Here is a 26,470-nt window from a genome sequence, read left to right on the forward strand (position 1 = left end):
GATGACACCGCTGGTGTCCGTGATCATCCCCAACTACAACTACGGCGCCGTGCTCCGGCAGTGCCTGGAGTCGGTGCTGGCGCAGACCTACCCGAACGTGGAGATCGTCCTGGTGGACGACTGCAGCACCGACGACTCCGTGGCCGTCGCCCGGTCGATCGGGATCGAGCCGCTCAGCACCCCCAGGAACGGGGGGGTGTCGGTGGCCCGCAACCTCGGCGTCGACCACGCCCGGGGCGAGGTGCTGTTCTTCCTCGACTCCGACGTGGCCCTCGCCCGGGACGCCGTCGCCGAGGCGGTCGCGATGCTCGCCGCCGACCCCGAACTCGGTGCGGTCTGTGGCAACTACGAGGCGATCCCGCTCAACCGGGGCAACCTGATCCGCGAATACCGGACCCTCTACCGGCACTACTGGTATCTGGTCGCCGAGGGCCCGATCTCGGGGTTCCTGCCGGTCGCGATCATCGCGGTGCCCGCCGCCGTGTGGGCCGAGGTCGGGCCGTGGACCGAGGTGCTGACCCAGTCGGAGGGCGCCGACGTGGGCGAACGCCTCGCCGAACGCTACAAGGTGGTCCTCACCTCGGCCGTACGCGGCCGCCACGACGACGACGCCACGCTGCGGATCGCGACGTGGAAGGTCTTCACCCGCACGCGGATGCACGTGCCGTTCTTCCTCCAGAGGCGCTACGCCGCCGGGGTGATCGGGTCGCCGGAGTCGGGCGCCAGCCTGGCCGCCGCGCTCACCCTGGTCACGTCGCCGCTGCCGCTGCTCACCGGCCTGCTCTGGACGGCCGTGCTGCCCCTGCTGCTGTTCGTCTCGTTCGTCGCGGTCGACCGGCGGATGTACCGGTTCGTCCTGAACAGCCGGGGGCCCGCCTTCACCGCGTTCTTTCTCGCCATGCACTTCGTCATCAACCTGACCATCGCCGCCGGGGCGGGCGTCGGCATCCTCCAATGGCTGACCTCGCGCTCGTTCCGCCGCCTGTACACCCGGGTGCCCGCGTGACCCGGGCCGGCGTCTTCTCGGTGCTGCGCACGGCCGCCGTCGTGCTCGTGCTGGCCTTCCTGGGCTACCAGCTCTGGCGGGTCCGGCACGACGTCGGCGACAGCCTGCGGCAGGTCGGATGGTCGACCGCGATCCTGGCGGCTGTCCTCGCGTCGGTCGGCGGCCTGCCCGGGTTCTTCGGCTGGCGGCTGCTGCTGGCCGACCTGGGCACCCGGCTGTCCCTCCCGGTCGCGGCCCGGGTGTTCTTCCTGGCCGGCATCACCCGCTATCTGCCCGGCGGGGTCTGGCCGGCCGTCGCCCACGCGGCGATGGGCCGCTCGCTCGGCGAACCCGCCGGGCGCCTGGCCGGGGCGTTCGTGGCGACCCAGGGGCTCGGCGTGGTGGCCGGGCTCGTGGTCGGGCTGGTCGCGCTGCCGTGGCTGGTGGCGGCCGACGCGATCTGGTGGGCGCTGCTGCCGGTGCTGGGCGCCGCGCTCGTGCCGCTGGCGGCGCCCCAATTGCTGGGACGGCTGCTCGGCACGGCCCAGCGGATCCTGCGCCGGGGCGGCGGAGACCCCGTGGCCCTGCCGGGGCGGCGGACGCTGTTCACCGTCACCGGCCTGATGGTCGTCGGCTGGCTGATCAGCGGGCTGCACGTCGGCGTGCTCGCGATCGCGCTCGGCGCCCCGCCCGCCGGGGCACTGTCGGTGGGGGTCGGCGGGTTCGCGCTCTCCACCGTCGCCGGGATCTTCACGCTGGTGATGCCCTCGGGGCTCGGCCCCCGGGAGGTCGTGCTCGGGCTGACCCTCGCCACCCTGCTCACCGGGCCCGCCCTCATCATCCTGGTCGCGCTGAGCCGCGTCCTGGTCACCGTCGTCGACGTCGGGGCGACCGCCGTCGTCCTGGCGTTCCTGGCCTGGCGGTCGCGGACCGCCCCTCTCACGGAAGGTGTGTCGTCATGACGTCACAGCTCAAGCACCTCACCCGGCAGGTCCAGGCGGGGCCGGTGTCCGGGGCGCTGATGCGGATGCTCGGCGCCGTCCCGTTCGCCGACCGGCCGCTCGCGTGGCTGGAACGGCATCCGGCCGTGCACGGGACGGTGCTGTCGGCCTTCGGGCTGCGCCGCCCGATCTTCATCGACCACCCGATCCATCCGGAACCGCGCTTCGGGCACGGGAGGCCGGCGCACCCGGAGCTGACCGTCCAGATAGAGAAGAACCGGGCCCGGTACGCCGACCGGCTCGGCCGGTTCGCGGACCTCGCGCCCAGCCTGGCCGAGATCCCGCTGCGCGACCGGCCGAAGGGCACCACGCCCTACTGGGACAACGGGTGGCTGCCGCCGCTCGACGCCCTCGGCCTCTACGGCCTGCTCGTCGAGACCAACCCCGGCCGGTACGTCGAGATCGGCTCGGGCAACTCGACCAAGTTCGCCCGCCGGGCCATCGACGACCACGGCCTGCGCACCCGGATCACCTCGATCGACCCGGCGCCCCGCGCGAACGTCGACGCGCTGTGCGACGTCACCGTCCGCAGCCCGCTGGAGCGCGCGGACCTGGCGATCTTCGCCGACCTGGAGCCCGGTGACATCGTGTTCCTCGACGGGTCTCACCGGGTGCTCATGGGCTCCGACGTGACCGTGTTCTTCTTCGAGGTGCTGCCGCTGCTGCCGCCCGGCGTGCTGGTGCACCTGCACGACATCATGCTCCCCTTCGACTACCCGCCCGAGTGGCGCTGGCGGCACTACTCCGAGCAGTATCTGCTCGCCGCCTTCCTGCTCGGCGACCCCGCCCGCCACGACGTCGAACTGCCCAGCGCGTTCGTCCACGACGACCCGGCGCTGCGCGACCTGCTGCGGCCCCTGTGGGAGCGGCTGTCGGTCACCGAGCACTACCTGCCCGCGTCGTTCTGGTTCCGGCCCTCATGATCAGAATCGTCCGCCGGACCGCCGTCGCCGTCGCGGCGGTCTGGCTGGTGGTCACGCTGGTCAACTGGCTGAGCGGGGACTTCTGGTGGTGGGGCGGCGGGGCGCCGCTGGTGGTGTTCTTCGCCGTCCCGCTGCTGGTCGTCGCGGCGGTGCCGATGCTGGCGCTGCGGCGCCGGGTTCCGTCGTGGCCCGACCGGGCGGTGGTGAGCCTGGCGGCGTCGGCTCTGGTGCTCATCGCGGCGCGGTGGGCGTTCAGCGGGCGGACCTGGCTGTGGGTCGTCCCCGACCTGGTGATCCCGCCGCTGCTGTTCCTCGCCACGCCGCTGCTGCTGCTGGCCGCGGTGCCGTTCACGGCCACGACGCGGTGGTGGACGGCCGGGCTCGCCGCGGCGGCGCTGGCGCTCGGCGCGACCCAGGCCGGGGTCTACTTCGGCGGGGGCGGCGGTCCCGTCCCGGCCGGCGCGGTGCGGGTGGTCTCGTGGGACACCTACTGCTGGAACACCGACAACGACCCCGGCCACTTCTACCGCTACCTCAAGGAGCGGAAGGCCGACCTCTACCTGCTCCAGGAGCACTCGGGCTGCGGGCCCGGCGCGCCCACTTCCATCGACGACGCCGACGTGCTGCGGCGCGAGTTCCCCGGTTACCAGATCGTCGCGCTCGACGGGCTGCTCACGGTCTCCCGCTTTCCGGTGGCCGCCCAGAAGGCGGTGGGGGAGGCGCTCAATCCGTACGCGCCGAACTGGCGGCACGCGGCGCTGCGCACCGACCTCACCCTCGGCGGGCGGACCGTCTCGGTCTACAACGTGCACCTGTTCGACATGCTCTACCTGAGCGCGAGCCCGCTCTCCCCGCGCTTCTACCAGGCGATCGAGACGCTCGACGCCGGGCGCAAGGTCCAGTTCGACGCCCTCGCCGCCGACATCGCCGCCAACGCGAACCCGATCCTGGCCTCGGGGAACTTCAACGCCCTGCCCGGCATGGGCCACCTGCGCGCCATGGACGGGCTCACCGCCGCGGAAGGCCCCCGCTACCCGGCGACCCTGTCCTTCGCCGGTCTGCGCCTGTGGCGCATGGACTGGACCTTCACCTCACCCGACCTGGCCGTACACCACTACGACGTGCGCTCACCGGACGGCCTGTCCACCCACCACCTGCAGGAACTGCTCATCTCGGAGGCCTGACCACGATGGAACCCCCCTTGGTCACCGTCATCGTCCCGACCTACAACCACGCCCGGTTCCTGCCGCTGTGCCTGGCGGCGATCCGGGAGCAGACCCACACCCCGCTCGAGGTCGTCGTCGTGGACGACTGCAGCACCGACGACTCGGCCGCCGTCGCGGCGTCGCTGGGCGTGGAGGTGATCAGCACCCCGGGCAACAGCGGCCCGGCCGTCGCCCGCAACCTGGGCGCCGTGTGGGCGAGCGGCGAGATCCTTTTCTTCGTCGACTCCGACGTCGCGCTGGCCCCTGACGCGGTCGCCACCGGCGTGGCCTTGCTGGACGCCGACCCGTCGCTCGGCGCGGTCTGCGGCATCGAGGACCCCGACCCGCTGATCCGCTCGACCCGCACCGAGGACTACCGCGCCCACCAGCACCACTACTGGTCGGTCGCCTCCGAGGGCGACGTGTCGTTCCTGTGGTCGGCGATGTTCGCCATCCGTGCCTCGGTGTTCCGCGAGACCGGGCCGTTCAACCCCGACCTGCGCTACACCGAGGAGGTCGACTACGGCCGCCGGCTCAGCGAGCGCCACCGGGTGAGGATCACCCGGGCCATCCACGGCCGCATGGGCCACGACCGCGAACTCCCGACGCTGCTCCGCAAACTGTTCCAGCGCGGCCGCCTGCGCGTCCCCCTCTACGCGCGCAGGCGCCGCTTCGCACAGGGCTACGAGACCGCCTCGCGGGCGTGGGCGTCGCTGGCCTCGCTGCTGACGGTGCTCACCCTGCCCGCGCCGCTGCTGTTCGGGCCGGTCGCGGTGGTGGTGCCCGCGCTGCTGCTGGCCGCGTGGGCGCTCGGCGACCTCGGCATGTTCCGGTTCGTGTTCGGCCGCAAGTGCCCGCTCTTCGGCGCCTACTTCGTCGTCGTCCACTTCGTGGTCAGCCTCGTCATCATCGCGGGTGTCGCGGCCGGGGCCGTGCAGTGGCTGATCTCCCCGCGATTCCGGAGAATGTACGAATCAAGCACACCCGAGCTGACCCGTTGACCCTCGCAGGCCGCCTGGCTCCGATCGCCGCGGCGGCCTGGCTGGGGTTCGTCGTCCTCCACCGCCTGCTGTCGGGGGAGTTCTGGCTCTGGCTGATCCCCGACCTGATCCCGCCCGTGGCCTATCTGGTCGTCCCGGTGCTGCTCCTGGCGGCCGGGCGGTTCCGCCGGGCCACCACGATCCTGGCGGCCGGATCGCTGGTGCTGAGCGCCGGCCACGGCGGCCTCAACTGGGGCTCGCCCGAGCCGGCGGCCGGGGCGATCCGGGTGTTCTCGTGGAACACCCAGTACTGGCACCAGGACGAGGACCCCGACGCCTTCTACCGCTTCCTCAAAGACCAGCGGGCCGACGTCTACCTCTTCCAGGAGTACATGAACTGGGTGGACAGCCGACCCCTGCGGATCGACGACGTGCCCCGCCTGCGGCGCGAGTTCCCCGGATACCAGATCGCCGCCGAAGGCGAACTCCTCACCATGTCCCGCTTCCCGATCACCGCCACCAGCGTGCGCCCCCGGCCGACGTGGCAGGAGGAGTTCGACCAGGCCAAGATCCTCCGCACCGACCTGCTGATCGGCACGTCGACCCTGTCGGTCTACAACGTCCACATCCCGGTGCAGGCGGTCCTGGACGTGAACCCCTTCGCCGGGCTGCGCGACCGCAGCGCCCGCCGGGACGGCGAGTTCCGCGAGCTGCACGCCGACCTCGACGCCCGCCCGAACCCCGCCCTGGTCAGCGGCGACTTCAACAGCACCGGCGCGATGGGGGAGATGCGCCCGCTGTTCGACCGGATGACCAGCGCGAACACGGTCACCGACGCCATCTATCCGACCTCCTGGTACGCCGGGCTGCTCCCGCTCTGGCAGCTCGACTGGACGTTCGCCGCCAAAACCAAGATCCACACCTACGACCTGCTCGACCCGCGCGGGCTGTCCGACCACCGCGCCCAGTCGGTGACGATCAGCCTGCCAGTACCCGCAGCAGGTGGCTGACCTGCGTCGCGACGGCGTCTCTCGCGGGCCGCAGATAGGCGCGCGGATCGACGGTCGACGTGGCGGCGAGCACCCGGCGCACCTCGCCGGTGAACGCCTTGTTCAGATGGGTCGCGATGTTGACCTTGGTCATCCCGGCGTCGACGGCGGCCCGCAGCCCGTCGTCGGCGACGCCGGAGGAGCCGTGCAGCACCAGCGGCACCGGCACCGCCGCGCGCAGTTCGGCGATGAGCGCGAAGTCGAGCGCGGCGTCGCGGGTCAGCATCGCGTGCGAGGTACCGACCGCCACCGCGAGGGCGTGCACCCCGGTCGCCGCGACATACGCGGCGGCCTCGCCCGGGTCGGTCCGAGCCCCGGGCGCGTGGACGCCGTCCTTGCCCCCCACCTCACCCAGCTCGGCCTCCACGAACACCCCCGAACGCCGCACCACCTCGGCGGTCGCCGCCAGGTTGTCGTCATAGGGCAGCACCGACGCGTCGAACATCACCGACCCGAATCCGAGCGCCACCGCCCGGTCGACCAGGTCACCCCGCGTGGCGTGGTCGAGGTGCACCGCGACCGGCACCGGCGCCTCCCGGGCGACCGCCAGGCACGCGGCCCCGATGGCCGCCAGGCCGCCGTGGTAGTCGACGGTGTTCTCGCTGACCTGGAGGATCACCGGCAGTCCGGCGCAGGCGGCGCCCGCCACGATGCCCTGGGCGTGCTCGACCTGGATGACGTTGAAGGCGCCCACACCCCTCCCGGCGGCGCGGGCGGCGGCGACGATCTCAGCGGTGGGAGTCAGCACGTCGCTCCAATCTCACACGCGGAAGTCCGGTCAGGTAGGCGGCTCGGTCGAACGATCCGGCCAGCGGCGCGCACACCGCCGCGGCCGACAGTGCGGCGGCGTGCCGCAGCGTCTCGGGCCAGTCCCAGCCCGCGGCCAGCCCCATCGCGAGGGCGGCCACCGCCGCGTCCCCCGCGCCGGTCGGGTTCCCTTCCGTGTACGGGGGAACCGCCCGCCACCCGCCTTCCGCGGTGTCGGCGTGGAGACCACGCGGCCCGTCGGAGACCACGGAGGCCCGTGCCCCGAGATCCCGGAGCGACACCTCGCCGCCGAAGGTCGCGCGCACCTCGTCCACATTCGGTTTCACCACATGAGGCCGGGCGGCCAGCGCCTCCACCAGCGCCGGGCCCTGGGCGTCGACGATCGCCGGCACCTCACCGGCCAGCCGGGTGAGCACGGCGTAGGCGTCGGCCGGCACTCCGGGCGGCAGGCTCCCCGACAGCACCAGAATCGAGGCGCGCGGCAGCCGTCCCGCGAGGTCGGCCTGGAACCGGGCCCATTCACCGGCGGAGATGCGCGGGCCCGATTCGTTGAGCATCGTGACCCCGTCGTCGGCGACGACCGCGACGGTCCGGCGGGTCTCCCCGCCGATCGGGGTGAAGGCGGCCGGGAGCCCGGCCGAGGCGGTGAGGCGGTCGCCGTCGGGCCCGCCCGCGAAGCCGAGCGCGGTCACCTCGTGGCCGAGGGCGTGCAGGACCCTGGCCACGTTAAGGCCCTTGCCGCCCGCGCGGACCGCCACCTCTCCGACGCGGTTGGTGGCGCCCGGACGCAGCGCGGCCACCCGGTAGGTGACGTCGAGCGCCGGGTTGAGCGTGACGGTGAGGATCATTTACGGTCAGAAACGCGCAGAACTATCACTCCTTGACCGTAGAAAGCCCGTTTGGTCCCGTCAAGTGAGAGTTCGTGAAGTTTTCTGCGTGTATCATGATCGCGTGATGCTGAGCGAGAAGCGCCGGGGCGAGCTGCTCGCCCACGTGCGCACCCGGCGAACCGTCAGCGTCGACGACCTCGCGGCGCTGCTCAACGTGAGCGTCTCGACCGTCCGGCGCGACCTCGACGCCCTCGACGACGACGGCCTCCTGCGGCGCGTCCACGGCGGCGCGATGGCGGTCGAAGGGGCCCCCGACGAACGCCCGATCGCCGAACGGTCGGTGCGCAACCTCGACGAGAAGCGGCGCATCGCCGCCGAGGCCGTCAGGCTCGTCACGCCCGGCAGCGCCGTGCTGCTGACCGGCGGATCGACCACGGCACAGATGGTTCCCCATCTGGTCGCGATTCCGGGCGTGACCGTGGTGACCAATTCGATCGCCATCGCCTACGCCATCGGCACGGCCTCCGAGACCGCGCAGGTGCTCGTGCTGGGCGGGCTCCTGCGCAACGCCGAACTGTCGCTGCTGGGGCATCTGACGACGCAGGCGCTCAACGACGTCCACATCGACGTGGGGTTCTTCGGCGCCTATGGCGTCGATCCGGCGTACGGGATGCTGGGCGCCCACCTGGCCGAGACCGAGACCGACCGCAACATGATCGCGGCCGCCGCGCGGCTCGTCGTGCTCGCCGACCACGCCAAGTTCACCCAGCGCAGCGCCGTGCGGATCGCCCCGCTGTCGCGCATCGACACCCTGGTGACCGACACGGGCACCGCTCCCGAAACGGTGACCGCGCTCCGCCAGGCCGGAATCACCGTCATTACCGCCTGAATTCGCTATTCGGTCTGACCTCATTTCCGTGCACGGCCATGCGAATTATCGTTCCACTAGAGTCGCCATCCGTGGAAATATCCGACTTCGAATGGGATGCGGACGTTCTGGACGACCTACCGGAATGGCGATTGTCGATTCCGCGCTGGGAACGGGTCCGGGAGGCGCTCGACGCCTGCGCGGTGGCCGTCGCCGCCCGGGACGTCCACGCCGTCAGGGACGCCATCGCCGCGCTGGAACTCCTGGGTCCCACCCGGGTCACGCGCATTGGCGCCGTTCCCGTGGTCGCCCCGCCGCCCGAGGTCGTGGAGCGGCGTGACCATCTCGTCCACTCGCTGCGGCCCTCGAACGTCGGCGGGAGGGACGATGAGCGACCGGACGCTAGTTGACCAGGAACTGGTCGTCCATCTTTACGCGCCCGCCGACGGACCCCTCGCCGCCGACGCGCTGACGCACCTGGGCGAGGTGTGGGCCCGCTGCCGCGACCTGCTCGGCATGACCGTGCCGATCGCGGGCATCGGCCTTCCGGCGGTCTTCCCGCAGGTCCTGCCCCTGCGGGCCGGTGAGACGCCGTTCGCGGCCCAGGAGCACCCCACCGCCGACTTCCAGATGATCGCCCGGCGGCTCCACGACGTGATCAACGTGTCGGTCGTCTTCGCCGCGCCGCCCGAGGCGTCCACGCGCCGGTTACGAAGTGGATCGGCCTCGCCGAACGGCTGGGCCGAGTTCGACCGCTGGTGGGACGAGATGACCACCGGCCTGACCGGCGCACTCCTCGGCTCGGCCCGCATCTACCAGGCCAAGACCGGCGCGGACGCCGCGCCCACCGACGCGATCCGGCTCGCCCTGCCCGTCGTGCCCCGCTCCCGATGGTGGATGGACCGTTCCCGCTCGCACGGCGACTTCACCGTCTGGGACCTCTCTCCCGAGAACGGGACCGAACGACGATTGGTCATCGTCGCCCCCGAAGACCAGGACGCCGAACTCAACGCCTGGACGTGGTCGCGCGGCGACGTCCGCCTCACCCCGCTGGCCCGGTATCTGATGCACACGGCGAAGGTCGCCTACCAGCACCGGGTCTGGAACGCCGACCTCTACGTCGACGAACGGCGCCGGGCCCTCGACGACCAGGCCGACCGGCTGGCCGCCCTGCTGGCCGACCCCGCCGCCCACCCGGCGGCGATCGCGGGGGAGGCACGGCTGCTGCGGCTGGAGGAGTCGAGCGTGCGCATCCTGACCACCCGCATCGAGGAGATGCGCCAGAGCGTGCGCATCGCCCGGCAGAACATGACGGCCGCGCTCCCCGAGCCGTTCGCGGCCGACGTCGTGCTGGCCGACCGGCTCGCCGCCCACCTCGACGACGCCGGGGCCTATCTCGACCTCTGCCTGCGCCGCGCGAGCGAGGTCCGCGACCTCGCCGACACCTTGCCGAGTTCACCGCCCGGGGAGACTCCGGTGCGATCGGGTCCCGTGCTGCTCCGGCTGGGTTTCTCGGTGGACATCGTCAGTTACAGCTCGCGCGGGGCTCCCGAACAGGTCATCTTGCAGGAGCGGCTGGCCTCGATGCTCGGGACCGTGCTCGGCGATCTCGGTCTGACCCTCCAGCAGACCGAGCACGACGGCACCGGCGACGGGGTGAACGTCTTCCTCCCCGCCGACATCCAGCTGCACCTCGTCTTCCCCCGCCTGCTCGCGTCGTGGCGCGACCGGCTCTCCGAGGACAACGGCGGCCACGGCGACCGGATGCGCCTGCGCATGGCGGTCGGCATCGGCCCGACGGGGGTGTCGGCGCTCGGCTTCGCCGGGAAGACGATCGTGGACATCCACCGGCTCGTCGACTCCGACGTCCTCCGCGAGGCCGCCAAGAACCATCAGGCCGCCGACCTCGTCGTCCTGGTCACCGACCAGGTGCACGGCTATGTCGTCGGGGAGGGCTACCCGGGCCTCGACCCCGCCGCCTTCTCCCGCGTCGAGGCGGTCACCAAGGACCGTACGGCCGTCGCGTGGTTGTGGGTGGCCGCATGATCCTCTGGCGCCGTCCCCCCGATCCCGTCCCCCCGTTGGGCGAAGACGCGTGGCGGGCGCTCACGCTCGTCATCGACTGGATCAAGCACGCCGAGTCGAAGGCCGGTCTGACGCTCGCCGCCGCCGGTGCGATCGGCGGCATCCTGTACGCCCTGATCAACGGCGAGAAGAACGCGTCCGTCGGATTCGTGGTCGCGGTCATCGTCACCACGGTTCTGCTGCTGATCTCGGTGGCGTGCTCGGCGATGGTGCTGCGGCCCCGGACGCGGGCCACCGCCGACCCGTCGAGCCTGCTGTTCTACCGCCACGTCGCGGCCCGCTACGGCAAGCGGCCCGACGCCTTCACCGACGACTTCGGCGCCCTCATCCGCGACCCCGACGCGCTCCTGCGCGAGGTCGCGACCCAGGTGTGGACCAACTCCCTGGTGGCCGACAGCAAATACCGCTGGAGTTCCCGCAGCGTGGTGTTCCTGCTCCTGTCCCTGCTGGCGCTGGGCGCCTCCAGCCTGATCGGCCTGCTCACATGATGGTGGACCTGCTCCTCGCCGAGGCGTCGCGCCTGATCGACGACTACCGGATCCCGGAGGCGGAGAAGCTGCTGGACGTGCTCGCCGGCAACCCCGCGGCCATGGCCGCGCTGCCACCGGGGCAACGGTGCCGGCTGCTGCTGGAGTGGGGCTGGATCCACGGCGCGACCCAGCGCTACCCGTCGGCGCGCGAGGCGCTGGGGCGGGCCGTGGCCATCGCCGAGACGATCAGCCCGCGTGACCTCCTCGGCGAGGCGCTGCGCGAGTCGGGGATCGTCGCCAAATACGAAGGCGACTTCGCCCGCGCCGACACGCTCCTGGAGCGGGCGGAACGGGTGGCCCGCGAAGACGGCAACCGCCTCGGACAGGGGCAGGCGCTCTTCCTGCGGGCCGCGGTCGCCCACCTCGCCTTCGAGTTCGTCCGGTGCCGGGCCCTGCTGACCGAGGCCGTCGAGATCGCGGACGCCCTCGACGACCATGTGAGGGTCGTCCAACTGCGCGCCGACATCCGGCGCGAGCTGGCCGTCTCCAGCCGGATGGCCCGCGACTTCGACGCGAGCCGCAGGCACCTGACCGAGGCGCTGGCCGGCTACACCAGCATTGGCCGCCGGGTGGGGGCCGCCAACGTCCAGCGTGAGCTGGGCGCCACGATCGCGCAGACGGGCCACCACCTCGCCGCCCGCCCCCACTACGCCGCCGCCTTCGCCGGTTACCTGCGCGCGGGCCGCCGGCAGGGCGCGGCGCTGGTCGCCAGGCGGCTGGGCCAGCTCGACGTGCAACCGGGCGACGACCTCGCGGAGCGGAGGCGCACGGCCCGCCGGAGGTTCGACCAGGCCCTCCGGCTGGGTGCGGGCGACCCGGCCAACCGTGTGGTGACCACGGTGAGCCTCGCCATGGTGGCCCGCATGGACGGCCGTCTCGACGAGGCCGCCGCCCTGCTGGAGGACGCCGTCGCCCAGTACGACGCGATGGAGCTGGGGCCGGCCGTCACCCGGGGCCTGTCCCAGATCCTGCTGGAGAGCGGCCAGATCGCCGTCGCGCGCGGTGACGAGGACGAGGCGCTGACGTGTTTCCGGCAGGCGGTGGACCTCCTGCCGGAGCAGGACGACCCGAGCGCCGCGAGCCTCGCCCACTACCACCTGGCCACCGCGCTGATCAGGGCCGACCAGGTCGAGGAGGCGACCCGGCACGCCCTCGCGGGCTTCGCCCTCAACGAGGCCGACGGCCGCCGCCTCACCGACCCGGGGGAGCGGCGGGTCTTCTACGAGTCCACGCGGGACAGCTACGGCCTGGCCCTCCACTGCGCCACCCGCGCGGACGACGGCCTGGCCGCGCTGACCGTGGCGACCGCGGCCCGCTCGGAGGCGCTGGCCGCGTTCGTCCGCGCCGGGGCCCGCTTCACGCCCCACCTCGACGACCTCATCCAGCGGATCACCCTGACCGCCGCCGAGGCCGACGCCGTCGACTCCGCCCGAGCCCGGCTGACCGAGCTGTACGCGCAGCTCGAACGCGAGACCTCCCGCCAGATGCGGCTCTCGATCGCCGGTGAGAACGACGTCCAGGAAATGATCAAGGCCCTCCCCTCGGGCGGGCACGCCCTGATCCTGGACGTGCTGGAGGAGGACGTCTCCTACTGCACCCGCATCTGGGTCGACCCGGCCCGCGAGATCCGGGTCGACCAGGTCGTCATCCCCGGCCAGGTCAGGGAGTTCCTGAACTACTACCACCAGGCCGCCCCCAGGGTGGCCTGGCGCAGCCAGCACGACGACCTGGCCGCCGTCGGCCGCACGCTCATGCCACCCGGCCTGGCCGAGGCGCTCTCCGGCGCGGACGCCCCGCCGCTGATCGTGTCGACGGGCAGCGTGCTGGGCCCGTTGCCGATCGCCGCAGTCGTGGTGGCGGGGCGCCATCTGGTGGAACTCGCCCAGCTCGCCGTGGTGCCCTCCCTCGCGTTGTGGCCGGCGTTGCGCGCCCGGCCCAGGCGCGGAGGCTCGGGCGTGCTGGCCTATCTCGACCCGGCGATCGCCGGGTACCAGCGGGAGAGGGATGCGCTGGTGAAGGCGTTCGCGCCGGTGGACTTCGCGACCGCCGACACCCTTCCCGGCCTGCTGACCGACGCCGGCCGCTACGCCGCCGTGGTCGTGACCGCCCACGGGATCGAACCCGCGCGGCCCGCGGAAGGCGCCGAGTGGGGCGACCGCGGCACCCACGCCGGTCTCGGCCAGGGCCTCCACCTGGGTGAAGACCGTCAGCTGACCGCCGCCCACCTGCTGCGCTGCCGCCTCCCCGAGGGCTTCATCACCCCGTCGTGCTGGTCGGGCCGCCTGGGGGTGCGGACCGCCGTCGAGCCCCTCGGGCTCCCGGCCGCCGCCCTGCTGGCCGGTGCGCGCTGGGTGCTGGCCGGTACGGTCGACATCCACAGCACCGCGACGGCCCGCCTGCTGAGCGCCTTCTACGGGCGCCTCGCGACCGGCGAGACCCCCGCCGCCGCGCTGCGGCAGGTGCAACTGGACTACCTCGGCCGCCGGTCCACCGCCGTCCCGGCCGCGTGGGCGGGCCTGACGCTGATCGGCGACGGCTTCACCCCGGTGACGACATGACCGCCGACTACAACGCGGCCGTCGACCTGCTGGACACCGCCGTTCGCACGGGCGACCTTCCGGCACTGAACGAGGCGGTCTCCCGGCTGCGGAGCCTTTCCGAGGGCGGCGACGCGATCGTCCTCTCCTCCCTGGGCGTCGCACTCCACCAGCGCTATCTGCGGGCGGGCGACCTCGATGACCTGCACGCCTCGGTCGTGGCGCACCGGCACGCGGTCCGTCAGGCCGGGCCGGAGCACCGGGTCGCCGCATCGGTCAACCTGGCCAACATGCTGCGCATCCGCTTCGACGCGTCCGGTGACCCGGCCGACCTGGACGAGGCCGTCGAGCTCAACCGGCAGGTCGCCGACGACGACGGGCTGAGCCCCCGAGCGCGGGTCGTCCTGCTGACCAACCTCGGGATCAGCCTGCTGACCCGGTTCCAGATCGGTGGCACCGACATCACCGAAGCGGTCGACGCCTGCCGCCGCGCGGTCGACGCGATGCCGCCGGACTTCCCCGACCGGTCCGCCGTCCTGGCCAACCTGGCCGGAGCCCTCCAGGCCCGCTACGAACGCACGGGCACGCGCGCGGACCTCGACGAGGCGATCGACGCGGGAAGGGCGGCCGCGTCCGGGCCGGCCTCGGCGGTCCACCGCCCGAGCATCCTGTCGAACCTGTGCGGCGCGCTCCAGATCCGGTTCGAGCTCACCGGCGACGGCGTCGACCTCGACGAGGCCCTCGCGACCGGCCGCTCCGCCATCGAGTCGACCCCCGAGGGCGACCCCGGCCTGCCGGGACGCTTCGCCAACCTGGCCACCGTCTGCCTGACCCGCTTCGACCGGGCCGGTGACCTCGGCGACCTCGACGTGGCGATCGCCCTCGCCGGGGAGGCGGTCATGCACACCACGGCCGACGATCCCGGCCGGGGCGGCCGCCTGTCGAACCTGGGCGCCGCACTGCGGGTCAGAGCAGATCGGCTCGGCGAGGCGGCCGATCTCGACCGGGCGGCCGAGGTCTGCGCCGAGGCCGTGCGCCTGACACCTCCCGGGCATCCCCGGCGGGCCACCTACTCGAACAATCTGGGCAACGTCCGCCGGGCCCGCTTCCATCGCGATCGCCGGCCGGTCGACGCCGAGGAGGCGATCGAGGCCTACGAGCAGGCCGTGGCGGCCTGCTCCGCCGACGACCCCGACCTGACCGCCTACCTCGCCAATCTGGGCGGAACCCGCTTCGACCTGTTCGAGGTCGTAGGCGGGGATGAGCTCCGCGCGGCCGCGATCGCCGCCTTCCGCCAGGCGACCGGTGTGGAAGCGGCGCGCCCCCGCCTCCGAGTGCAGGCGGCGACGGCCTGGGGCCGCGTCGCGGCCGACGCAGGCGACTGGCCGGACGCCCTGGCCGGCCTGGAACAGGCGCTCCACCTGCTCGGACGAGTGGCCCCCCGCGAGATCGGCAGGGAAGACCAGGAACGCGAACTGAGCCGCCACATGATGATCGCCGGCGACGCCGCCGCCTGCGCACTGCGCCTCGACGCCCCGGGCCGAGCCCTGACCCTCCTGGAACAGGGCCGCGGCCTCCTCCTCGCCCAGGCGATGGACGCCAGAACCGAACTGACCGACCTCCGCGAGTACGCAGGGCACCCGGCCGACCTCCACGAGCACGCGGCGGATCTGGCCGAGCGGGCGGAACCGGCCGACCTCTGCGAGCATGCCGCAGACCTGGCCGACCGGTATGAGGAGATCTGCCGGATGCTCGACGCGCCGACCGAGTCGTCGCCGGTCGAGGCCGGTGTGGCGCGGCGGCGGCATGCCGCCGAGCTCGACCGGGTCGTCGACGGCATCCGCAGGCTGCCTGGATTCGACCGGTTCCTCCTCCCGCCGACCGAGGCCGAGCTGGTCGCGCTCGCCGACCGGGGTCTGATCGTCGTGGTGAACGTCAGTTCGCTGGGCTCCCACGCCCTCGTCCTCACCCCTGAGGGCATCACCCCGGTGCCGCTGCCGCTGTGTACCCCGGAGGCCGTCGCCGCCCAGGTGTCGCGGGACGATCTGCACGCGGTGCTCGACTGGCTGTGGCGGGCCGTGGCCGAGCCCGTGCTCGGGGCGGTCGGCGCACCGGCCCCGGTGCGGATCTTCTGGGTGGCCACCGGTCTGCTGACCCTTCTCCCGCTGCACGCCGCGCAGCCGATCGGCGGCGGCACGGGCCTGCTGGACCTGGCCGTCTCCACGTCCGTGCCGACGCTCAGGGCGCTCGCCCACGGGCGGTCGCGGCCGGTGGCGCCGGTCGGGAGCGCGCTGGCGATCCAGGCGCCGGAGGCCCCGGGCCAGGTGCCGCTCCCGGCCGTGGCGCGGGAGCTGCGGATGGTCCGTGAGCGGCTGCCCGTCCCGCTGGTGACCGTCGACGGCCGGGGGCCCGAGGTGCTGCGGGAACTGCCCGCCCACGGCTGGGTGCACATCGCCTGTCATGTCGTCGGTGACGACGTGGTGCCGTCGCGCAGCGCGCTCATGGTCCACGACGAGGCCGGACGGCCGGTGACCGTCGCCGACGTGTCCCGGCTGCGCCTGCGGAATGCCGAACTCGCCTACCTGTCGGCCTGCGGCACGTCGCAGACGGCGGCCACGCTCGCCGACGAGGCCATCCACCTCACCTCGGCGTTCCAGCTCGCCGGATACCGCCACGTCATCGGCACCCTCTGGCCGATCTCCGACCGCGTCGCGGTCAAGGTGGCGGAGGTGTTCTACACGGAGGTGACCACCGGCGACGTCCTGGACGCCGACCGCGCGGCCACCGCCCTTCACCAGGCCGTGCTCTCGGTGCGAAGGCAACGGCCCGGCCAGCCCACGGCCTGGGCCGGATACGTCCACAGCGGGTGTGTCTAGCCGACGAGGTCGACCTCGACGCCCTCCTCGCGCAGACCCGCGACGACCCCGGGAGAGGACTCCGCGCCGGTGATCAGCAGATGGACGTCCGAGAGCGCGCAGACCGGCGCCAGCCCCGTGCGCCCCAGCTTCGACGAGTCGGCCAGCACCACGTGACGCCGGGACGCCCCCAGCATCTTGCGCTTCATCTCGGCCTCCAGCAGGTTCACCCCCGTCACCCCCGACGCGAGGTCGACCCCGTGGCAGCCGAGGAACAGCGTGTCGGCGTGGATGCGTTCGAGCATCAGCGCGCCCAGCGGGTCGACCAGGGCATGGGTTGCAGGTCGGAGCGTTCCTCCGGTCACGAGCACGGTGACGCGGGGGATCGCGGGCTCCAGTTCGACGGCCACCCGCAGGCTGTTGGTGAAGACGACGACATCGGTGAGGTCGGCGCGGGCGACCAGCGCGCGGGCCAGGAAGGTGGTCGTGGTGCCGGCGTCGATGACCAGGCTCTCGCCGCTCACCACCAGACCGGCGGCGTGGCGGGCCAGCCGGGTCTTCTCGACCGCCGCGCTGCCCAGCGACACCTCGAACGACGGCTCGGCCGCCCGGCCCGGCTTCGCCGGGATCGCCCCGCCGCGGACCCGGCGCAGCGCGCCCTGCCGGTCGAGGAGTTCGAGGTCGGCGCGGATCGTCACGCTGGTGACGCCGAAGATCTCGGCCAGGTCGGTGACCCGGACGAACTCGTGTTCCAGCACCATCGAGACGATGCGTTCGCGCCGGGTGTCGGCGTCGAGGTCGGGGACCGCCACGTCGGTCATCGGCGCACGCTCCGGATGCCCGCCGGGAGCAGCGGGCCGTGGGCGTCGATGAGCGCGTCGCACAGGTCTTCGACGGCCGCCACCGGAAGGGTGGCGGAGGTGCAGGGATCGAGCATCGCCGCTTGGTACACCGCTGATCGTCGCTCCTCCAGGGCCGCGGTCACGGTCAACTCAACCACATTGAGGAACGTCCGGTTCAACGCCGCCAGCTGGACGGGTAATCGGCCGACCGGAACGGGGTGGATCCCGTGGCCGTCGACGCGGGCGGGCACCTCGACACAGGCGTCCGGGGTCAGATTGTCGATCAGCCCGTCGTTCGGCACGGTGAGGTAGACCTCGCGCGGGACCCCGGTGAGCAGGGAGTGGATGACCTCGGAGGCCATCTCGAAGTGCTTCCACCGGGCCAGCAGCGGTTCGCCGGAGGCCAGCGAGCCGCGCAGCCGCTCGTAGGAGTCGAGTTTGCGGGCGCTGCGCCGCAGCGACTCGTCGATGGGCAATCCGAGCCGCTTCACCTCGGCGTCGTGCGGGAGGAACCACGGCACGTATTCGGCGGCGTGCTCGCTCGACTCGGTGGGGAAGTGGCCGAAGCGGCGGTAGATCTCGCTGCGGACGTCGGGGTCGTCGGCGATCAGCCGGTCGAGGTCGGGGTGGAGCGAGCGGCCTTCGCTCTCGAAACGCAGCACGAACGCCTGGTGGTTCACCCCCGCCGTGACGAAGTCGATGTCGGCCAGCTCCCGTCCGACCAGGTCGGCCAGCAGGGCGTGGGTGTCGCGGACCGAATGGCACAGCCCGGCCATCCTGCGCAGCGGGGTGGCCGCCCGGACCGCCCAGCACAGCGCCGCCATCGGGTCGGTGTAGTTGAGCAGCCAGGCGTCCGGGCAGCGTGCGGCCATGTCGGAGGCCAGGGCGAGCATCTCGGGGATGGTCCGCAGCGCGCGGAAGATGCCGCCGATGCCGATCGTGTCGCCCAGCGTCTGGCGCAGGCCGTAGCGGCGGGGGATCTCGATGTCGCGGAGCAGGGCGTCGTAGCCGCCGACGTCGAACTGGCAGACGACGAAGTCGGCGCCGTCGAGCAAAACCGAACGGGTCTCGGCCGCCTCGATCCGGGCGCGGGCGCCCGTCTCCGCGTCGAGGCGCAGTGCCAGCGCCTCGGCGGTGGCGAGGCGGCCGGGGTCGACGTCGTGGAGCGCGAGGTGCAGGGTGCCGGCGAGTTCCGTACAGGAAAGGAGATCCGAGAGGATCTTGCGGGTGAGCTCGACGTTGCCGGCTCCGGTGATGACGATCTTTGCCATCCGCGACCTCCTGACCCCCGGAGCTTAGGCGGCCACCGCCACGAGGGCGATGGCCGCCGCCGCGTCATTCGAAGCGGATCTCGTCGATGGTGATGGTCGAGGCGCCGCCGAACCAGAAGCCCATGGCGAGCTGGCTCGGGGAGCTGCGGTTGATGCCGTTGGCGGCCATCGGGATCTTGATGTCCGTGTACGAGGTCGTGATGACCGGATGCGCTCCGCCGTCGAGCGTGAAATCGGCGAAGACCTTGGTGGAGCCGCCGAGCCCGAGGTTGAAGTGGGTCTGCTCCCCGCCTGAGGCGCCCTTGATCCGGAGAACCAGATGGGTCTTGGACGTTAGATCCACGCCCACGTCACTGCCGAACCAGCCGCAATTGTTGTAGCGCAGGCTCAGCGCCCCACCCGACACGACGCCGGAACCGCCGCCGTCGAGGAAGCAGTTGGCGCCGGTCCATCTGCCCAGGTCGTTCTGGGACGGATAGGCCGGGGTCCCATTGAAGTCGTCCAGGACCAGTCCGGCCGGAGGCGGAGATGGAGAGGGAGACGGCGACGGGCTGGGGGAGGGCGAAGGTGATGGCGAAGGCGACGGGCTGGGGGAGGGACACGAAGGTGCGCACTGTCCGACGACGAAGCTCGCCGCCAGCACGTTGTATCCACCCGAAGCGTTCCAGGTGCCCGTGTTGGCCAGCCTGATCGAGTACTCCGGCCGTGACCGCAGCCCTGTGGCCTGGTCGGGCAGCCACAGAGCGAGCCGGTAGGTCCCCGGCACGACATTCGACGGCACGGTCACCGATTGGGTGGCCAGCGCGTGCGAACCGGGGGTCCAGCGGCGCGGGTCGAGCCCCGGCACGGCCAGGTCGTAGCGCCGGGTCCCGTCGTCGAGCACCAGGAACACCGGGCGCTGCTTGACCGGCCCGGCCCAGCCGTCGTTGACCAGGTTGGCCGAGAAGGTGAGCTGGCCGCCGGGCTGCGCGGAGTCGGAGAAGGCCGCGTCCACGAGGCGGAGCCGGTAGCCCATCTTGCGCTTGAGCCGGACGAACGCCGTCTCCGCCGGGTCGTTCCCCGAGGCGGCGAGGTTGGTGGCCTTCCACTTGTTGGTGTTGACCGCCGCGTAGTCCTCGTTGATCTCGGTGAAGTTGAGCTTGGACATCTCCGCCTGGACGTTGACCCCGGCCGCGTCGTTGTAGCCGTCGGAGTTGCAGGTCTCACCTCCGGTGATCGTGTTGAAGCCGGTGGACGTCATGCGGTCGTACATCCACTGTTTCTTGACCTCGATGTCGAACCAGCCCATCCACGAGTTGTTGTCGTAGGTCCCCATGTCGTTGTAGTCGGCCAGGAAGCAGTCGTTGTGGAAGCCGATCCGGTCTTTCTGCGCCTGGGTGAGCGAGGGCGCCTGCAGCATCTCCCTGATGAAGATCGGATAGCGCATAGCCAGCGGGATCGTGGCCGGGGTCGTCTCCAGGATCCTGGTGACGATGCGGAGCCGGGTGGCGTACTGGTCCTGGTTGAACGGGTCGGAGTAGCTACCGGTGTGCCATTCGCCCCACGCGCCGAGATAGCCGGTCTCCAGGTGCGCCACGACGTCGGCGTTGGCGGTGAGCACGGCGCCGATCTGCTCGACGTGCCGCAGGATCCTCGTCTCGGTGACCGAGGCCCAGCCGTCCCAGGTGTAGGCGGGCCGGAGCACGATCTTCAGCCCGGCCGTGCGGACCGCCGCGAGCCCGCTCGCCAGGTTGTCGAGCAGCGCCTGCGGCAGGTTGTCGGACGACGCGTACTTGTCGAGGTGGAGGTAGCTGTGGACGAGCGTGTTGCCGGCCTGCCTGGCGCGGGTGAACGTGCGGTCGAGCAGGTCGGGGTTGAAGCCGGGGATGGTGGCCGCGTTGACGTAGTCGTTCACGGCGGGATCGTTGATGATCTCGTAGCGGTTGTGGTAGCCGCGCTCGGGGTTGGCGATGACGGTGGCGAGGTCGGCCTGGTAGGTGCGGGTCTGCGCCTCGGCGGTCCCGATGACCAGGCCCGTCGCGATCAGGGCGGCCACCGCCGCGACACTGCTGAGTCTGCGAATCATCACTCGAACCTGATCTCGTCGATGGTGATGGTGGAGGTGCCGCCGTACCAGAAGCCCATGGCGAGCTGGCTCGGCGAGTTGCGGTTGATGCCGTTGGCGGTCATCGGGATCCTGATGTCCGTGTACGAGGTCGTGATGACCGGATGCGCCCCGCCGTCGAGCGTGAAGTCGGCGAAGACCTTGGTCGACCCGCCGAGACCCAGGTTGAAGTGCGTCTGCTCGCCGCCGGAGGCGCCCTTGATCCGGACCACCAGATGGGTCTTGGACGTCAGGTCGACGCCCACGTCACTGCCGAACCAGCCGCAGTTGTTGTAGCGCAGGCTCAACGCGCCGCCGGTCACGATCCCGGAGCCGCCGCCGTCGAGGAAGCAGTTGCCGCCGGTCCATTTGCCCAGGTCATTGACCGAGGGATAGGCGGGCGTCCCGTTGAAGTCGTCCAGGACGAGGCCCGTGGAAGCGTTCGTCACCACAGTGACGGCGTTGCTCGCGGGGGAGAGGTTCCCCGCGGCGTCCTTCGACTTGACCGTGTACGAGTAGCTCGTCGATGGGGTCAGGCCCGAATCGGTGTACGACGTGCCGGAGGGCGACCCCACCAGCGCGCCGCCCCGGTAGACCTCGTAGCCGGTGACCCCGACGTTGTCGGTGGCCCCGCTCCACGACAGCGAGACCGAGGTGGCGGTCTTGCCACCCGAGGTCAGCGTGGGCGCGGTCGGTGCCGTGCAGTCTCCGGCGCAGCCGGTCGTGGTGGCGCTGACCTGTGCCGATTGGGCCGAGGTGTTGCCCGCGTTGTCCACCGCCTGGACGGTGTACTGGTAGGTGTGCCCGGCGGTCAGCCCGGTGTCCGTGTAGGTCGTCGTGGTGATCGGGGTCGTGGTGACCTTCGTGCCCGAGCGGAACACGTGGTAGCCGCGCAGCCCGCCCGCGTCGGTCGACGCCGACCACGACAGCGAGACGCTCGTGTCGGTGCGGCCGGTCACGGTCAGCCCGGCGGGAGTCGTGGGCGCGGTGCAGTCACCCGAGCAGGTCCCGGTCGTGCTGATCGGGCCGAGGTTGACCCAGCCGTCGGTGCCCTGGTTGGCGTTGGCGAACGACAGCGGATACGCCGGACGCCAGCGGTCGATGGTGAAGTCCGACAGCCGCGTGGCGGCGGGCCGGGCACGCAATACATCCTTGGTCACCGCCTCCAGCGGGTTGCGCACCCGTAGGACCAGCGAGTACGACCCGGCCGGCACCCCGGCGGTGCTCAGGTTGGCCGAGAAGTTCACCGGCCTGCCGAAGTCGAGGTACTCGCCCGTGTTCCAGTCGGGGAAGGCACGGATCCGCAGCGGCTGCACCGTCCGGATGTCCCAGTCGGTGTCCCACGTCTTCACGACGTTCCCGCCCGAGTCGCGCAGGCCGACGACGACCTTCCACGGGTAGTAGAAGGGCGCGACGCCGTCGTTCTGCACGGTCACCCCGACCTTGAACGTCCCCGAGGCGGTCGCGTTGAAGTTGGCCTGCGGGATGTGCAGGTTGTAGCCCATCTTCCGGACCCCGGCCGCGACCTTCGGATCGGTGGGGCTGTAACCCCCGGCGCCGGTCTGGTTGATCATCCACGAGATGTGGGTGAGCTCGGTCGCGGTCAGCACGTCGTCGACCTGGCCGCCTCCGGCCGGGTAGTTGGCGTACAGGGAGCCCTGGATCTCGGGCCGCGCCTCGCCGCCGATCGACTGCGTGGTCCACCGGTTCTCGGTGCCGGTGTCGAGCATGATCTGGGTGAAGGCGTCGTCCCAGCCGTTCATCGAGCGGGGCAGCGTCATGCTCTTGAGCTGGTTGCCGCGCCACTCCTTGTACGGCCACGAGTCGTCGTGGAACCCGATGCCCGACGCCGTCTCGGCCCCGGCCAGACCGGGGTAGCGCACTTCGAGCTGGAGGTTGTCGAAGGCGGCGTCGTAGGCGTTGATCAGGGTGCGGATGGTGGTGTCCGACGGCATCAGGTTCGGATAGCCGTCGGCGAGGTCGCGGTCGTACGGCCACGTGTGCCACTCACCCCACAGCCCGACCAGGCCCAGCGACATGAACCCCGCCCGGGGGTCGTCGTCGTAGCGGGCGGCGAAGGCGTTGATGAAGTTCACGAACGCCGCGATGACGTCGGGGTCGTCGTAGTCGGGGCTGACGGTGCCCCAGAACCCGTTGGTCCGCAGCGCCATCTTGCCGTTCAGGCACGCCGGGATGCCGTTGCCGGGATGGCTTCCGGTGCCGCCGGGATATTCGACGTAGAACCGGAACGCGAGCTGGCGGCCCCAGACGGCGGCCTCGTCGAGGGCCTTCTCGAAGACCGTCCAGTCGAACGTGTTGCAGCTGGCCGGGTCCTTCATGACCTCGTTGAGCGCGAAGTAGCTCCACAGGACGCCGCCCGGGAACTTGGCGCCGTAGTCGTCGCCGGGGAACAGGTAGGGCGCGAACCCTTTGAGGGGCTGGCCGACCGGCGTGTTGGCGTACGTGTAGGAGTGCGTGGTCAGCGACGTGTCGGGGGCGGGACCGGCGGGCGGCCGGGGTGGCGGACCGGCGGCGGCCGAGGCCGGGACGGCCGGGCCTAAGAGCAGGATCAGGGTGGCGGAGAGGGCGGTGAGCCAACGCTTCATGGTGGCCTCCGATAGCGAAACCTGGCTGTAACGAATTACAAACACAGATCTTCGCTATCGCAAGGCTTTCGGGGTACTTATGATTAGAGCTTGACAAATTTTCGCTAGCCTACATCATTACTTTGCGGTGGAGGGCTGTCGAGAAGGGGTGCCCATGCAGGTGGTCGAGAGGAGAGGGCGCGACGACCGGATGGCCGGGTGGCTCTTCCTGTTACCGGTGATCGTCGGGTTCCTGATCTTCTACGCCTATCCGACCGTCCGCGGCGTCTGGTACTCGTTCACCGACTACAGCCTGCTCAACGACCCCGCCTACGTCGGCGCCGACAACTACCGGCAGCTCGTCACCGACGCGCAGTTCTGGAACGCCCTCAAGGTCACCGGCTACTACGTGGTCGTCAACATCGGCTCCCAGACGATCCTCGCGCTCGGCCTGGCCGCGCTGATGCACCGCCTGACCAGGTCGGTCGTGCTGCGGGCGGCGCTGCTGGTGCCGTGGCTGGTGCCCAACGTGACGATCGGCCTGCTCTGGGCCTGGCTGCTCGACCCCGACCTCGGGTTCGTCAACCACCTGCTCGGCGTCGTCGGCATCGAGGCCACGCTGTCGTTCAACTCACCGATGTGGGCGATGCCGCTGGTGGCGCTGGTCAACAGCTGGGCGTACACCGGCTACACGGCACTTCTGCTGTACGCCGGGATGCTCCAGATCCCCTCGCACCTCTACGAGAGCGCCTCCATCGACGGCGCGGGGGAGGTGCGGATGTTCCGCTCGATCACGCTGCCGCTGCTGCGGCCGATCCTCGCATTGGTGCTGGTCGTGTCGCTGATCGGGTCGTTCCAGATCTTCGACACCGTCGCGGTCGTCTACGCCGGCAAGGCGCCGATCCCCGAGACGCGCGTCATCTACTACTACATCTTCCAGCAGGCCTTCACCTACTTCCACATGGGCTACGCCGCCGCCGTGGCGATGGTCCTCGTCGTCATCCTCGGCGTGCTGACGGCGGTGCAGATGCGGATGCTGCGGGCGTCCCGTTCGGACCTGGGCTAAGGAGCCATCATGTTGAAGCGCGTCTCGTGGCTCGCCCTGATCGCCGCACTCGTCGTGACCGTCTTCCCCTTCTACTGGATGATCCGCACGGCCCTCACCCCCGCCGCCGACCTGTTCCGCGACGCGACCGCGCTGTGGCCGGCGAACCCGACGCTGATCAACTTCACCCGGGTGCTGGGGCTGGTCGACGCCGAGGCGGCCAGGGCGGCCGGCGGTTCGGGGGCGCAGATCGACTTCCTGCGCTACACGGTGAACTCGCTCGTCTACAGCGGCCTGATCGCGGTCGTCCAGACCCTCTGTTGCGCGATGGCCGGATACGCCTTCGCCCGCCTGCGGTTCCCAGGGCGCGACCTGGTGTTCGGCACCATCATCGCGGCGCTGATGGTGCCGCCGATCTTCACGCTGCTGCCGAACTTCGTGCTGGTCAAACAGGTCGGCGCGCTCAACACCTTCGCCGGGCTGGTGCTGCCCAGCCTGCTGATGACGCCGTTCGCGGTGTTCTTCCTGCGGCAGTTCTTCCTGTCCATTCCCCGGGACGTCGAGGAGGCCGCGACCCTGGAGGGCATCGGCAGGTGGGGGATGTTCTGGCGGATCGTGCTGCCGATGAGCCGGGGCCCGCTGATCACCATCGGGCTCACGACCGTCGTGTGGAGCTGGAAGGACTACCTCTGGCCACTGCTGGTCGGCAAGGCCGAGGAGACGCGGGTGCTCACGGTCGGGCTGGGGGTGTTCCTCCAGCAGTCGCCGAACCGGGCGCCCGACTGGACCGGGCTGATGGCGGGGTCGGTGCTGTCGGTCGTCCCGGTGCTGGTGCTGCTCGTCTTCCTCGGCAGGCGGCTGGTTCAGTCGCTCAACTTCTCCGGCATGAAGTAGCGCGCGATCTCGGGGTCGAGCGGCGGGATCTCCTTCGGCAGGCCGCCCTCCCGCAGTGACATCGTCGCCTGGTAACCGGCGGCGACGGCCATCCGGGCGGCGACCGGGGAGGTGTCGGTCGGGCCGCCGTGCCGGGCGAACCGGAGGAACTCCTCGATGATCGCCTCGTCCGCGCCGCCGTGGCCTCCTGCCGTGTCCGGGACCGTGTACGCGATGTCCGGCTCGCGGTAGGTCGACTGCCTGGTGTTCCAGACGTTCACCACGGAGCCGGGTTCGTCGCCGAGGTTCTCCAGGCGGCCGTGGGTGCCGATGACGGTGTAGTTGCGCCAGTAGTCGGGGCTGAAATGACACTGCTGGTAGGCGGCGATGACGCCGTTGTCCAGGCGCATGTTCATGACCGAGACGTCCTCGACGTCGACCCGGTGGTGCAGGCCCGTGGATGCGGACGGTGGCCAGGGCCACTCGCGCAGCCAGCCTTCGGCCGGGGGTGTGTTCGCGGGGCGGCGCGGGAGGTCGCCGTACAGGAGGAGATCGCCGAAGGCGCTGACCCGTTCGGTGTAGCCGCCTGCGAGCCAGTGGATCACGTCGAGGTCGTGGGCGGCCTTCTGGAGGAGCAGGCCGGTGGTGCGGGTGCGGTCGGCATGCCAGTCCTTGAAGTAGTACTCGCCGCCGCGCCCGACGAAGTGCCGCACCCAGATCGTCTTCGGTACGCCGATCTCGCCGCGCCCGATGATGTCGCGCATCAGCCGGACGACGCCCATGTGCCGCATGTTGTGGCCGAGATACAGCCGGGTGCCGGTGCGGGCCGCCGTGCGGAGCACCTCGTCGCAGTCGTCGATCGTGATCGCGAGCGGTTTCTCCAGGTAGACGGCCTTGCCCGCGGTCAGCGCGGCGACGGCGATCTCGGCGTGGGTGTCGTCGGGGGTGGCGATGAGCACCGCGTCGACGTCGTCGCGGGCGAGCAGGTCGCGGAAATCGGTGAAGACGTGGTCGGCGGGCAGCCGGGTCAGCGCCGCCGGGTCGGTGTCGCACACGGCGGTGACGCGGCACCCCCGGCCCGGGCGGTGAGCGGTCGCGGCGAGAGTGGCGCGCTGTCCGGCGCCGATCACGCCCAGGCGGAGGTCCTGCACGGTT

At 71.4% G+C, this 26,470-nt stretch carries 21 protein-coding genes; 14 read left to right on the forward strand and 7 right to left on the reverse strand.

The features are described from left to right. Position 1: 1 nt before the first annotated feature. From ACYQ78_RS04170 to ACYQ78_RS04195, 6 genes are read left to right on the forward strand one after another with little or no spacing between them, the layout of a single operon-like run. Positions 2–1,006 carry a glycosyltransferase family 2 protein gene (locus tag ACYQ78_RS04170; RefSeq protein ID WP_459799310.1) on the forward strand — a complete coding sequence of 335 codons (1,005 nt, stop codon included), beginning with the start codon at positions 2–4 and terminating at the stop codon, positions 1,004–1,006. Next, positions 1,003–1,947, forward strand: coding sequence for a lysylphosphatidylglycerol synthase domain-containing protein (locus ACYQ78_RS04175; RefSeq protein ID WP_459799311.1), 945 nt, complete (start codon positions 1,003–1,005; stop codon positions 1,945–1,947). The genes ACYQ78_RS04170 and ACYQ78_RS04175 overlap by 4 nt, the downstream gene beginning before the upstream one ends. Beyond that, positions 1,944–2,909, forward strand: a complete 966-nt coding sequence (locus tag ACYQ78_RS04180; RefSeq protein WP_459799312.1) for a class I SAM-dependent methyltransferase — start codon at positions 1,944–1,946, stop codon at positions 2,907–2,909. Before ACYQ78_RS04175 ends, ACYQ78_RS04180 begins: the two co-directional genes overlap by 4 nt. Continuing rightward, complete coding sequence (locus tag ACYQ78_RS04185) at positions 2,906–4,093, forward strand: endonuclease/exonuclease/phosphatase family protein (protein WP_459799313.1); 1,188 nt, start codon at positions 2,906–2,908, stop codon at positions 4,091–4,093. The genes ACYQ78_RS04180 and ACYQ78_RS04185 overlap by 4 nt, the downstream gene beginning before the upstream one ends. Positions 4,094–4,098: 5 nt before the next feature. Then, positions 4,099–5,115, forward strand: a complete 1,017-nt coding sequence (locus ACYQ78_RS04190) for a glycosyltransferase family 2 protein (protein ID WP_459799314.1) — start codon at positions 4,099–4,101, stop codon at positions 5,113–5,115. Further along, positions 5,112–6,104: an endonuclease/exonuclease/phosphatase family protein gene (locus ACYQ78_RS04195; protein WP_459799315.1), complete on the forward strand. Its 993-nt coding sequence runs from the start codon at positions 5,112–5,114 to the stop codon at positions 6,102–6,104. The genes ACYQ78_RS04190 and ACYQ78_RS04195 overlap by 4 nt, the downstream gene beginning before the upstream one ends. On the opposite strand, the gene ACYQ78_RS04200 is transcribed toward ACYQ78_RS04195, so the two are convergent. Both ACYQ78_RS04200 and ACYQ78_RS04205 read right to left on the reverse strand, forming a co-directional pair. After that, on the reverse strand, positions 6,073–6,891 hold the full coding sequence (locus tag ACYQ78_RS04200) for a class II fructose-bisphosphate aldolase (RefSeq protein WP_459799316.1): 819 nt from the start codon (positions 6,889–6,891) through the stop codon (positions 6,073–6,075). The genes ACYQ78_RS04195 and ACYQ78_RS04200 overlap by 32 nt on opposite strands. Then, positions 6,872–7,759, reverse strand: a complete 888-nt coding sequence (locus ACYQ78_RS04205) for a 1-phosphofructokinase family hexose kinase (protein ID WP_459799317.1) — start codon at positions 7,757–7,759, stop codon at positions 6,872–6,874. Before ACYQ78_RS04205 ends, ACYQ78_RS04200 begins: the two co-directional genes overlap by 20 nt. A gap of 106 nt (positions 7,760–7,865) precedes the next feature. Here ACYQ78_RS04205 and ACYQ78_RS04210 point away from each other — a divergent pair, with 106 nt between their 5' ends. The 6 genes from ACYQ78_RS04210 to ACYQ78_RS04235 all read left to right on the forward strand — a co-directional run bounded on the left by ACYQ78_RS04210 (position 7,866) and on the right by ACYQ78_RS04235 (position 16,637). After that, a complete protein-coding gene (locus ACYQ78_RS04210; RefSeq protein ID WP_459799746.1) occupies positions 7,866–8,630 on the forward strand; it encodes a DeoR/GlpR family DNA-binding transcription regulator in 765 nt (254 codons plus the stop codon). A 71-nt stretch (positions 8,631–8,701) separates the two neighbouring features. After that, complete coding sequence (locus tag ACYQ78_RS04215; protein ID WP_459799318.1) at positions 8,702–9,019, forward strand: CATRA system-associated protein; 318 nt, start codon at positions 8,702–8,704, stop codon at positions 9,017–9,019. Further along, positions 8,997–10,655 (forward strand): CATRA conflict system CASPASE/TPR repeat-associated protein, encoded by a 1,659-nt coding sequence (locus ACYQ78_RS04220; RefSeq protein ID WP_459799319.1) that lies wholly within the window; start codon positions 8,997–8,999, stop codon positions 10,653–10,655. Before ACYQ78_RS04215 ends, ACYQ78_RS04220 begins: the two co-directional genes overlap by 23 nt. Then, positions 10,652–11,182: a Pycsar system effector family protein gene (locus tag ACYQ78_RS04225; RefSeq protein WP_459799320.1), complete on the forward strand. Its 531-nt coding sequence runs from the start codon at positions 10,652–10,654 to the stop codon at positions 11,180–11,182. The genes ACYQ78_RS04220 and ACYQ78_RS04225 overlap by 4 nt, the downstream gene beginning before the upstream one ends. Next, on the forward strand, positions 11,179–13,782 hold the full coding sequence (locus ACYQ78_RS04230; protein WP_459799321.1) for a CHAT domain-containing protein: 2,604 nt from the start codon (positions 11,179–11,181) through the stop codon (positions 13,780–13,782). The genes ACYQ78_RS04225 and ACYQ78_RS04230 overlap by 4 nt, the downstream gene beginning before the upstream one ends. Further along, entirely contained in the window at positions 13,779–16,637 is a 2,859-nt protein-coding gene (locus ACYQ78_RS04235; protein ID WP_459799322.1) for a CHAT domain-containing protein, read from the forward strand. Before ACYQ78_RS04230 ends, ACYQ78_RS04235 begins: the two co-directional genes overlap by 4 nt. On the opposite strand, the gene ACYQ78_RS04240 is transcribed toward ACYQ78_RS04235, so the two are convergent. The 4 genes from ACYQ78_RS04240 to ACYQ78_RS04255 all read right to left on the reverse strand — a co-directional run bounded on the left by ACYQ78_RS04240 (position 16,634) and on the right by ACYQ78_RS04255 (position 23,418). Further along, positions 16,634–17,437, reverse strand: a complete 804-nt coding sequence (locus ACYQ78_RS04240; RefSeq protein ID WP_459799323.1) for a DeoR/GlpR family DNA-binding transcription regulator — start codon at positions 17,435–17,437, stop codon at positions 16,634–16,636. The genes ACYQ78_RS04235 and ACYQ78_RS04240 overlap by 4 nt on opposite strands. Beyond that, entirely contained in the window at positions 17,434–18,729 is a 1,296-nt protein-coding gene (locus ACYQ78_RS04245) for a family 4 glycosyl hydrolase (RefSeq protein WP_459799324.1), read from the reverse strand. Before ACYQ78_RS04245 ends, ACYQ78_RS04240 begins: the two co-directional genes overlap by 4 nt. Positions 18,730–18,793: 64 nt before the next feature. Continuing rightward, positions 18,794–20,794: a DUF4832 domain-containing protein gene (locus ACYQ78_RS04250; protein ID WP_459799325.1), complete on the reverse strand. Its 2,001-nt coding sequence runs from the start codon at positions 20,792–20,794 to the stop codon at positions 18,794–18,796. Continuing rightward, positions 20,794–23,418: a fibronectin type III domain-containing protein gene (locus tag ACYQ78_RS04255; protein ID WP_459799326.1), complete on the reverse strand. Its 2,625-nt coding sequence runs from the start codon at positions 23,416–23,418 to the stop codon at positions 20,794–20,796. The genes ACYQ78_RS04250 and ACYQ78_RS04255 overlap by 1 nt, the downstream gene beginning before the upstream one ends. Positions 23,419–23,572: 154 nt before the next feature. Between ACYQ78_RS04255 and ACYQ78_RS04260 the strand changes: the two genes are divergently transcribed. Both ACYQ78_RS04260 and ACYQ78_RS04265 read left to right on the forward strand, forming a co-directional pair. Next, positions 23,573–24,463 (forward strand): carbohydrate ABC transporter permease, encoded by an 891-nt coding sequence (locus ACYQ78_RS04260; RefSeq protein ID WP_459799327.1) that lies wholly within the window; start codon positions 23,573–23,575, stop codon positions 24,461–24,463. Positions 24,464–24,472: 9 nt separating this feature from the next. Next, on the forward strand, positions 24,473–25,336 hold the full coding sequence (locus ACYQ78_RS04265) for a carbohydrate ABC transporter permease (protein ID WP_459799328.1): 864 nt from the start codon (positions 24,473–24,475) through the stop codon (positions 25,334–25,336). Here the strand turns inward: ACYQ78_RS04265 and ACYQ78_RS04270 are convergent. Continuing rightward, on the reverse strand, positions 25,306–26,466 hold the full coding sequence (locus ACYQ78_RS04270; RefSeq protein ID WP_459799329.1) for a Gfo/Idh/MocA family protein: 1,161 nt from the start codon (positions 26,464–26,466) through the stop codon (positions 25,306–25,308). The two genes, ACYQ78_RS04265 and ACYQ78_RS04270, sit on opposite strands and share 31 nt — an antisense overlap. Positions 26,467–26,470 lie beyond the last annotated feature (4 nt).

This window comes from Herbidospora sp. RD11066, assembly GCF_054661255.1.